General features: G+C 68.2%; 8 protein-coding genes. All 8 read left to right on the top strand.

Annotated features, from left to right (window positions below; genetic code table 11):
• Positions 1-283 precede the first annotated feature (283 nt).
• The 8 genes from ggt (at position 284) to QO011_RS09860 (ending at position 8,298) form a co-directional block, all read left to right on the top strand.
• Positions 284-1,942: a gamma-glutamyltransferase gene (ggt, locus tag QO011_RS09895; protein WP_307270972.1), complete on the top strand. Its 1,659-nt coding sequence runs from the start codon at positions 284-286 to the stop codon at positions 1,940-1,942.
• 122 nt (positions 1,943-2,064) lie between these two features.
• Complete coding sequence (locus QO011_RS09890) at positions 2,065-3,408, top strand: extracellular solute-binding protein (RefSeq protein ID WP_370881938.1); 1,344 nt, start codon at positions 2,065-2,067, stop codon at positions 3,406-3,408.
• Between the two features lie 68 nt (positions 3,409-3,476).
• Positions 3,477-4,361 carry a carbohydrate ABC transporter permease gene (locus QO011_RS09885; RefSeq protein ID WP_307270895.1) on the top strand — a complete coding sequence of 295 codons (885 nt, stop codon included), beginning with the start codon at positions 3,477-3,479 and terminating at the stop codon, positions 4,359-4,361.
• A 9-nt stretch (positions 4,362-4,370) separates the two neighbouring features.
• Positions 4,371-5,285: an ABC transporter permease subunit gene (locus tag QO011_RS09880; protein ID WP_307270893.1), complete on the top strand. Its 915-nt coding sequence runs from the start codon at positions 4,371-4,373 to the stop codon at positions 5,283-5,285.
• 31 nt (positions 5,286-5,316) lie between these two features.
• Positions 5,317-6,426: a sn-glycerol-3-phosphate ABC transporter ATP-binding protein UgpC gene (ugpC, locus tag QO011_RS09875; protein ID WP_307270890.1), complete on the top strand. Its 1,110-nt coding sequence runs from the start codon at positions 5,317-5,319 to the stop codon at positions 6,424-6,426.
• Between the two features lie 24 nt (positions 6,427-6,450).
• Entirely contained in the window at positions 6,451-7,479 is a 1,029-nt protein-coding gene (locus tag QO011_RS09870; RefSeq protein WP_307270886.1) for an endonuclease/exonuclease/phosphatase family protein, read from the top strand.
• A 119-nt stretch (positions 7,480-7,598) separates the two neighbouring features.
• Positions 7,599-7,856 (top strand): type II toxin-antitoxin system Phd/YefM family antitoxin, encoded by a 258-nt coding sequence (locus QO011_RS09865; RefSeq protein WP_307270883.1) that lies wholly within the window; start codon positions 7,599-7,601, stop codon positions 7,854-7,856.
• Positions 7,857-7,860: 4 nt separating this feature from the next.
• Positions 7,861-8,298: a type II toxin-antitoxin system PemK/MazF family toxin gene (locus QO011_RS09860; protein ID WP_307270880.1), complete on the top strand. Its 438-nt coding sequence runs from the start codon at positions 7,861-7,863 to the stop codon at positions 8,296-8,298.
• Positions 8,299-8,368 lie beyond the last annotated feature (70 nt).

Below are 8,368 nucleotides of genomic sequence, written 5' to 3'. Positions count from 1 at the left end.
TTGGGGTTGTTTGTTTTTTGCTTTTCGGCCGGGGGCCCGCCCGCCGCGGCGGGGGGCCCCCCCGGGGGGGGGGGGGGGGGGCCGGGGGGGGGGGCGGGGCGCCCCCCCCCCCCCCCCCCCACCCCCCCCCCCCCCCCCCGCCCCCCCCCCCCCCCCCCCCCCCCCCCCCCCGAAACTCTGCTTAGGCCTGTGGGCTGTCACGTCAGCCGTTCTGGCGCTTTTCGCCGGATTTGCCGTGCCGGCGGCCGCCATCTCGCCCCAGCCGGTGGAGGGCCGCCGCGGCATGGTGGTCAGCGACCAGGCGCTGGCTTCGGCGGTCGGGGCGGAGATCCTGCGCCAGGGCGGCAACGCCGTCGATGCGGCCGTGGCCGTGGGCTATGCCCAGGCGGTGGTCAACCCCTGTTGCGGCAATCTCGGCGGCGGCGGCTTCATGACGCTGCGCCTCGCCGACGGCCGTGCCTTCGTCGTCGACTTCCGCGAGATGGCGCCGGGTGCCGCCACCGCCGACATGTATCTCGACGCCAAGGGCGCCGCCATTGCGCGTGCCAGCCTCGATGGCTGGCGGGCGGTCGGCGTGCCCGGCACGGTGATGGGCCTCGACACCGCCCTGACCCGCTTCGGCAGCTTGCCGCGCGCCGTGGTGATGGCGCCGGCGATCCGCCTCGCCCGCGAAGGCTTCCTGCTCACGGCTGCCGACGCGGCCATCCTCGCGACCGGGACCCAGGCCTTCAAGGCCGATCCGACCCTCGCGGCCATCTTCCTCAGGGACGGCCTGCCCCTGCAGCCGGGCGAGCGCCTGGTGCAGGCGGACCTTGCGGCGACGCTGGAGGCCATCGCCGGCGACGGGCCGGATGCCTTCTACCGCGGCGCCGTCGCCGACAAGCTCGCGACGGCCAGTGCCGCCGGCGGCGGGCTGATCGCCAAGGCCGACCTCGCCGCCTATCGGGTGCCGCTGCGCCAGCCCGTGACCTGCAGCTATCGCGGCTACGACATCGTCTCGGCCCCGCCGCCGAGCTCGGGCGGCACGGCGCTGTGCGAGCTGCTCAACGTGCTGGAGGCCTATCCCCTCGGCTATCTCGGCTTCGGCTCGGCAGACACCGTGCACCTGATGACCGAGGCCATGCGCCACGTCTATGTCGACCGCAACAGCGCGCTGGGCGACCCCGACTTCGTCGCCAATCCGGTCGACCGCCTGACGTCGAAGGCCTATGCCGCGGCGATCCGCGCCGGCATCGACCGCGACCGGGCGACGCCCTCGCGCGACCTCGGCCCGGGCGTCGCCCCGCACGAGGGCGGCCAGACCACGCATTATTCCGTGCTCGACGCCGCCGGCAACGCCGTGGCGGTCACCACTTCGCTCAACGCCTATTTCGGCGCGCGGGTGATGGCGCCGGGCACCGGCTTCCTCCTCAACGACACCATGGACGATTTCACCATCCGCCCGGGCGCGCCCAACCTGTTCGGCCTGGTGCAGGGCGCGGCAAACGCCATCGCGCCGGGCAAGCGGCCGCTGAGCTCGATGACGCCGACCATCGTGACGCGCGATGGCAAGCCGTTCCTGGTGCTCGGCAGCCCCGGCGGAGCGCGCATCATCACGGCGGTCGCCCAGGCCATCGTCAACGTGATCGACCATGGGATGACGCTGCAGGAGGCCGTCGACGCCCCGCGCATCCACCATCAATGGCTGCCCGACCTGATCTATGCCGAGCCCTTCGCGCTCTCGGCCGACACCGTGCGGGCGCTGGCGGAGCGCGGCCACCGGGTGGTGCTGCAGCAGCCCTGGGGCGCGGTCGAGGCGATCCTGTCCGCCGATGCCCGCCCGGCCGGCGCGCCCTTGCCCTCGTTCGCCGACGACACGCTGAAGCTCTGGCAGCCCTCGCCCGGCACCGTCTACGGTGCCAACGACAACCGCCGGCCGGCCGGCGCGGCAGCGGCGCCATAGGTCCCGACGGCGCCGGACCGGCGGTTTTCATACTGTCACAGAAAGTCACTACCAACCCAGGCGGGTTTGGCGACCGGTCAGGCGACCAGTCATCGCATGGGGACGAGAAGATGAACCATTTGTTGCGCCAAGCAACGTTTGCCGCCGCGGGGCTCCTGACCCTGTCGCTCGGCGTGTCCACGGCTCTCGCCGAGAAGACGAAGATCGATTTCTGGTTCGGCAACAGCGGCGACATCGCCAATCGCGTGCAGGAAGTGTGCAAGCACTTCAACGACTCGCAGCCGGACTACGAAATCGTCTGCACCACGCAGGGCTCCTACGATGCCGCGGTGCAGAACACCATCGCCGCCTTCCGCGCCGGCAAGCAGCCGACCATCGTCCAGGTCTTCGATGTCGGCACCGCGACGCTGATGCTCTCCGACGCCTACTACCCCGCCTACAAGCTGATGGCCGACAACGGCTACACCGTCGACTGGAACAACTACTTCCCCGGCATCGCCCGCTACTACGCCACCTCCAAGGGCGAGATGCTGTCCTTCCCCTTCAACTCCTCCACGGCGCTGCTCTACTGGAACAAGGACGCCTTCGCCAAGATCGGCAAGGACCATGCGCCGGCGACCTGGGAAGAGGCCGGCGAGGACATGAAGGCGCTGAAGGCCGCCGGCTACAGCTGCCCCTTCGGCTTCAACATCAGCCGCGACGAGAGCTGGCAGCTGCTTGAGCAGTTCTCCGCCATCCATGGCGAGCCGATCGCCACCAAGAACAATGGCTATGACGGCCTCGACGCCCAGCTCCTGTTCAACAAGACCAAGTTCGTCCAATACGTGAAGGACCTCAAGAGCTGGTACGACCAGGGTCTTGCCGTGATCAAGTCGAAGGAGACCGGCCAGACCATGGTCGAGGCCTTCGCCGGCGGCGACTGCCAGATGATCCTCACCTCGGTCGGCGACCACGGCACCATCGGCCGCACCGCCAAGCAGGGCATGCAGTGGGACGTGTCCTGGCTGCCGGTCTACCAGGGCACCGAGCGCAAGAACTCCCTGGTCGGCGGCGCCTCGCTCTGGGTGCTCTCCGGCAAGTCCCAGGCCGAGTACAAGGGCGCGGCCGCCTTCCTCGCCTTCATCGCCAAGCCCGAGGAAGCGCTGTTCTGGTCCACGGTCACCGGCTACATCCCGGTCACCAAGTCGGGCTATGACTACATGGTCGAGCACGGCTTCTACGACAAGGCGCCCTACAAGGGCCGCGAATGGGCGATCAAGAGCCTGACCGCCACCGAGCCGACCCCGATCACCCGCGGCATCCGCCTCGGCTCCATGATCCAGATCCGCGGCGAGGTCGCCAACGGCCTGCAGGCGATCTTCGCCAAGAACACCGACGTCCAGGTGGCGATCGACGACGTCGTCGCCCGCGGCAACGATCTGATCAAGCGCTTCGCCGACACCTACGAAGGCAAGACGCTGCCCTGAGACCAGCCCATGCGCCCGGTGGCCGATGCGGTCGCCGGGCGCCTCTCGCAGGGGCACCGGCAGTCCGCATGGAAAAGCGCGTCACCTTCTCCTCCACCACCATCGGCGCCCTGTTCGCGGCGCCGATGATGCTGCTCGTCTTCGTCTTCTTCTATTGGCCGAGCGGCCAGGCGCTCTACTGGGCCTTCACGCTGGAGCAGGCCTGGGGCGGGGGAAACCGCTGGGTCGGCTTCCGCAACTTTGCCGAGCTGCTGCGCGATCCCGTCTATTGGGACTCGGTCGCGCGCAGCCTGGTCTTCGGTTTCGCCTCGACCGGCCTCGCCATGGGCATCGCCCTGCTGCTGGCGCTGTTCACCGACCGGGAGCTGCGCGGCAGCCGGGTCTACCGCACCGTGTTCGTCTGGCCCTATGCCATCGCCGCGCCGGCGCTCGGGCTCGCCTTCCGCTTCATCCTGGCGCCCGAGGCCGGCCTGCTCGCCTTCATCAACAAGACCTGGCCCGGCCTGTGGAATCCGGCGCTCGACGGCACCGACGCGATGATCGCCGTCATCGTCACCTTCGCCTGGAAGTATATCGGCTACAACTTCATCTTCTTCCTTTCGGCGCTGCAGGGCATTCCACGCTCCCAGATCGAGGCGGCGGCGATGGACGGCTCGGGGCCGTGGCGCCGCATGCTCGACATCCAGCTGCCGCTGCTGACCCCGACGCTGTTCTTCCTCCTGATCATCAACATCACCGAGAGCTTCCAGGACAGTTTCGGCATCGTCGACATCATGACCTCGGGCGGCCCGGCGCGCGCCACCGAGCTGATGGTCTACAAGATCTATTTCGACGGATTCAAAGGCCTCGACTATTCCGGCGCCGCCGCCCAGTCGATCATCCTGATGATCCTGGTGGTGATGCTCACCATCGTCCAGTTCCGCTTCATCGAGCGGCGCGTCCATTACAAGTGAGGCGGAGCCATGGTCGAGCGCACGCCCATCTTCGACGCCATCTGCCAGATCGTGCTGTTCCTCGGCCTGATCGTCGCGGTGCTGCCCTTCCTGATCGTGGTGATCGCCGCCACGCATGACATCCCGACCGTCAACATGGTGCCGATGCCGCTGATCCCCGGCCACGACTTCCTGGCCAATATCCAGGAGGCCTGGACACGAGCCCATCTCGGCCAGAAGATCTTCAACAGCATCGTCTTCGCGGCGGCGGTCGGCGCCGGCAAGGTCGTCCTGGCCTCGATGGCGGCCTTCTCCATCGTCTATTTCCGCTTCCCCGGGCGCTGGCTGATCTTCTGGGCGATCTTCATCACGCTGATGCTGCCGCTCGAGGTGCGCATCGTGCCGACCTACGCGGTCGCCGCCAACGCCCTGCAGCCCTTCCAGGCCATCCTCGACATCACCGGCCTCAGCGCGCTCATCGCCAAGGTCTCCGGCATCGAGGTCAAGCTGCAATGGGGGCTGCTCAATTCCTATACCGGCCTGGTGCTGCCGCTGGTGGCGACGGCGACCGGCACCTTCCTCTACCGGCAGTTCTTCCTCACCATCCCCGACGAGATCTGCGAGGCGGCGAAGATGGACGGCTCCGGCCCGGTCCGCTTCTTCCTCGACGTGCTGCTGCCGCTCTCCAAGTCCACCATGATCGCGCTGTTCACCATCATGTTCGTCTGGGCCTGGAACCAGTATCTGTGGCCGCTGCTGGCGACCACGGACCCGGCCTACGGCACGGCCGTCACCGAGCTCAAGGAGCTCATCCCCTCCAACTACGGCGTTCCCGACTGGAACGTGGCGATGGCGGGCACGCTGATCGTCATGCTGCCTCCGCTCATCCTGGTGATCGTGATGCAGCGCTGGTTCGTGCGCGGCCTGATCGCCACGGAGAAATGACCATGGCGAAGAGGCGAAGAGGAGCGACGGCATGACCGAGATCGCCATGCGCAAGGTGCGCAAGAGCTATGGCCGCACCGAGATCGTCCACGGCGTCGACCTCGAGATTCGCCAGGGCGAGTTCATCGTCGTCCTCGGCCCTTCGGGCTGCGGCAAGTCGACCCTGCTGCGGATGGTCGCCGGGCTGGAGGAGATCACCTCCGGTGAGATCGCCATCGGCGGCACGGTGGTCAACCGGCTGGAGCCGCGCCAGCGCGGCTGCGCCATGGTGTTCCAGAATTATGCGCTCTATCCCCACATGACCGTGGCGGGCAATATCGGCTACGCGCTCAAGGTCGCCCGCGTCCCCAAGGCCGAGCGCCAGGCGCGCGTGCTCAAGGTCGCCACCTCGCTCGGCCTGGAGACGATGCTCGACCGCAAGCCGGCTGCGCTCTCCGGCGGCCAGCGCCAGCGCGTCGCCATGGGCCGCGCCATGATCCGCGAGCCCAAGGTGTTCCTGTTCGATGAGCCGCTCTCCAATCTCGATGCCCGGCTGCGCGTGCAGATGCGGGCGGAGATCCGCCGCCTGCACCAGCGCCTCGGCACCACCTCGATCTTCGTCACCCACGACCAGGTCGAGGCCATGACGCTCGCCGACCGGCTGGTGGTGATGAACCAGGGCCGGGTCGAGCAGGTGGGCACACCCTCGGCCGTGTTCACAACCCCGGCCACCCGCTTCGTCGCCGGCTTCATCGGCTCGCCGCCGATGAACCTGCTCGACGGCGAGGTCGAGGCCGACGGCGCCTTTGTCTTCGCCGGGCGCCACCGCATCGCGCTCGCCGGCTCCGCGAGCCAGGCCCTGCGCGGCCAGAAGCTCACGCTCGGCGTTCGTCCGGAGGCGATCGCGATCGGGCCGCCCGACACGCCCGGCAGCCTGCAGGCCACCGTGGATTTCGTCGAGGATCTCGGCACCGGCCGCATCGTGCAGACGGACCTCGACGGCATGCCCTTCGCTGTGGCGATCGCAGACGCTCGCTCGCTCAGCCCGGGCCAGCCGGTCGGCCTGTCGGTCCCGCCGGACGCCGCCCACCTGTTCTCGCGCGAGTCCGGCCTGCGGCTGGACGGCGCCACGGCCGAACCAGCCCGCATCCTGGCGGCTTGACGCCGCCCCGACCCCGAGGTCGCCATGTCCGCCTTGGTCACCCGGCCCGTCCGCGCCCTGCCGCGTCCGGACGATGCGCTGTTTCGCGAGGCTCTCCTTGTGCCGAACGACCGGGAGCAGCACGATCGGCTGACTGCCGGCCTGGCAGCCTTCGACGGCGTCGAGATCCGGCCCGTGTCGGCCGGCGCGGCGCCGGGGTCAGCCGGCCTGAGGATCGCCGCGTGGAATGCCGAGCGGCTCAAATATCACGGGCCCTCCTGCGGCTTCGTCCAGGAGGTTGCGCCGGACATCCTGCTGCTGACCGAGGCCGATGTCGGCATGGCGCGCGCCGGCAACCGCCACACGGTGGACGACCTCGCGACGGGCCTCGGCATGGGCTACGCCTATGGCGTCGAGTTCCTCGAGCTCGGGCTCGGCGACGAGCGCGAGCGTGCCTGGCATGCCGGCGAGGCCAATGCCGTCGGCTTCCACGGCAATGCGCTGCTGAGCCGGCACCCGTTTTCCGACGCGGCGATCATCCGGCTCGATGACGGCGCCGTCTGGTGGCTGGACGCCCGTGACGGCGAGCGGCGTCTCGGCTGGCGCATGGCCGTGGCCGCTCGGATCGCCACGGCGGCCGGGCCGCTGCTGGCGGTTGCGGTGCATCTGGAAAGCAAGACCGATGCGGCCGACCGTGCCGCTCAGGTCCGCCGCCTCCTCGACGCGGTCGAGGCGATGGCGGGAGGCGCCCCGGTCGTGCTCGGCGGCGACTTCAACACCAATGCTCTGCCACCCGGCGCCAGCGTGGCGGAGCCGCAGCGATATGAGCCTCTGTTCGCCGACCTTGCCGCGGCCGGCTTCGACTGGTCGGCCTGCAACACGCCCGACGTGACCCAGCGCACCCGCCCCGACGGCACGCCGCAGCCGCCGTTCCGCCGTATCGACTGGCTGTTCACCCGTGGGCTTGCCGCCGCGGCGCCCCGGACCATCCCGGCCGTCGACGGCAGCGACAGGGCGCTCTCCGATCACGAGCTGATCGCGGTGGACGTGATCTTGGGAGCTGTTCGAGAATGACTGAAGCGAAGCCCCGTCACCTTTCCCAATCAGGCCAGCGGGCAGCAGGGTTGATTTCAATTGAAGATTTCATGCATTTTACGTATAATCCATAAAACCTGGATGAAGGTATGCGCGGAATGATCAAGGTCAGCGCGGCAGAGTTTCAGCGCAATATCGGACGGTACCAGGACTTGGCGCTCACGCAGCCTGTGGCGGTCACCCGCAACGGCCGCGAACGCACGGTGATGATCTCGACCGAGGAATATCATCGCCTCAAACGCCGTGATCGTCAGGTCCTCAGCCTCGACGACTTCACCGATGAGGATATCGCCGCCCTGGAGGCGACACGTGCCCCCGAATCGTCGAAAGCCTTTGATCACGAGCTAGACCAGTAGCTGCGTGACGTTTCCCTCTCCCGTCCCTGGCCTGGTTATCCGCTATAGCTATCTGTGGCTGGCTGAGCATCGGCGGGGCCAGGAGGAAGGTGTCAAAGATCGTCCCTGCGCGGTCGTCCTGGCGACCACGACGGATGAGGGCCGACAAACGGTGGTCGTTTTGCCGATCACGCACACGCCCCAGAGCAATCCTCAGCTTGCGGTGGAAATTCCAACCTCTGTGAAGCGACGCATCGGCCTTGATGATGAACGTTCCTGGGTCATGCTCACGGAAGCCAACCAGTTCGCCTGGCCGGCGCCCGATCTTCGGCCTGCCAGGCACGGGGATGCAAGCAGCGTCGTCTACGGTCCGCTGCCTTACCGGCTGTTCGAACAGATTCGCCAAGGCTTCATCAAAGCGCTGAAAGAGCGCCGGGCAGGCACGGTGCCGCGGACCGAATAGATTTTCCGCCGCAGACGCGGCCAGGTGGGGAGGAAGAGGCTCTGCCTCTCCTTCCCCGTGAGCGCAATAG

Origin of the sequence: Labrys wisconsinensis (assembly GCF_030814995.1) — a bacterium.
Lineage (GTDB): Bacteria > Pseudomonadota > Alphaproteobacteria > Rhizobiales > Labraceae > Labrys > Labrys wisconsinensis.
The sequence above is the reverse complement of the archived record's forward strand: the minus strand, read 5'-3'. Positions and strand labels throughout refer to the sequence as shown.

Bases quoted from the DNA above. Each gene is read 5' to 3' on its own strand.
- ggt (WP_307270972.1), top strand. From the start codon at position 284: ATGGTGGTCAGCGACCAGGCGCTGGCTTCGGCGGTCGGGGCGGAGATC.
- QO011_RS09885 (WP_307270895.1), top strand. From the start codon at position 3,477: ATGGAAAAGCGCGTCACCTTCTCCTCCACCACCATCGGCGCCCTGTTC.
- QO011_RS09880 (WP_307270893.1), top strand. From the start codon at position 4,371: ATGGTCGAGCGCACGCCCATCTTCGACGCCATCTGCCAGATCGTGCTG.
- ugpC (WP_307270890.1), top strand. From the start codon at position 5,317: ATGACCGAGATCGCCATGCGCAAGGTGCGCAAGAGCTATGGCCGCACC.
- QO011_RS09870 (WP_307270886.1), top strand. From the start codon at position 6,451: ATGTCCGCCTTGGTCACCCGGCCCGTCCGCGCCCTGCCGCGTCCGGAC.
- QO011_RS09865 (WP_307270883.1), top strand. From the start codon at position 7,599: ATGATCAAGGTCAGCGCGGCAGAGTTTCAGCGCAATATCGGACGGTAC.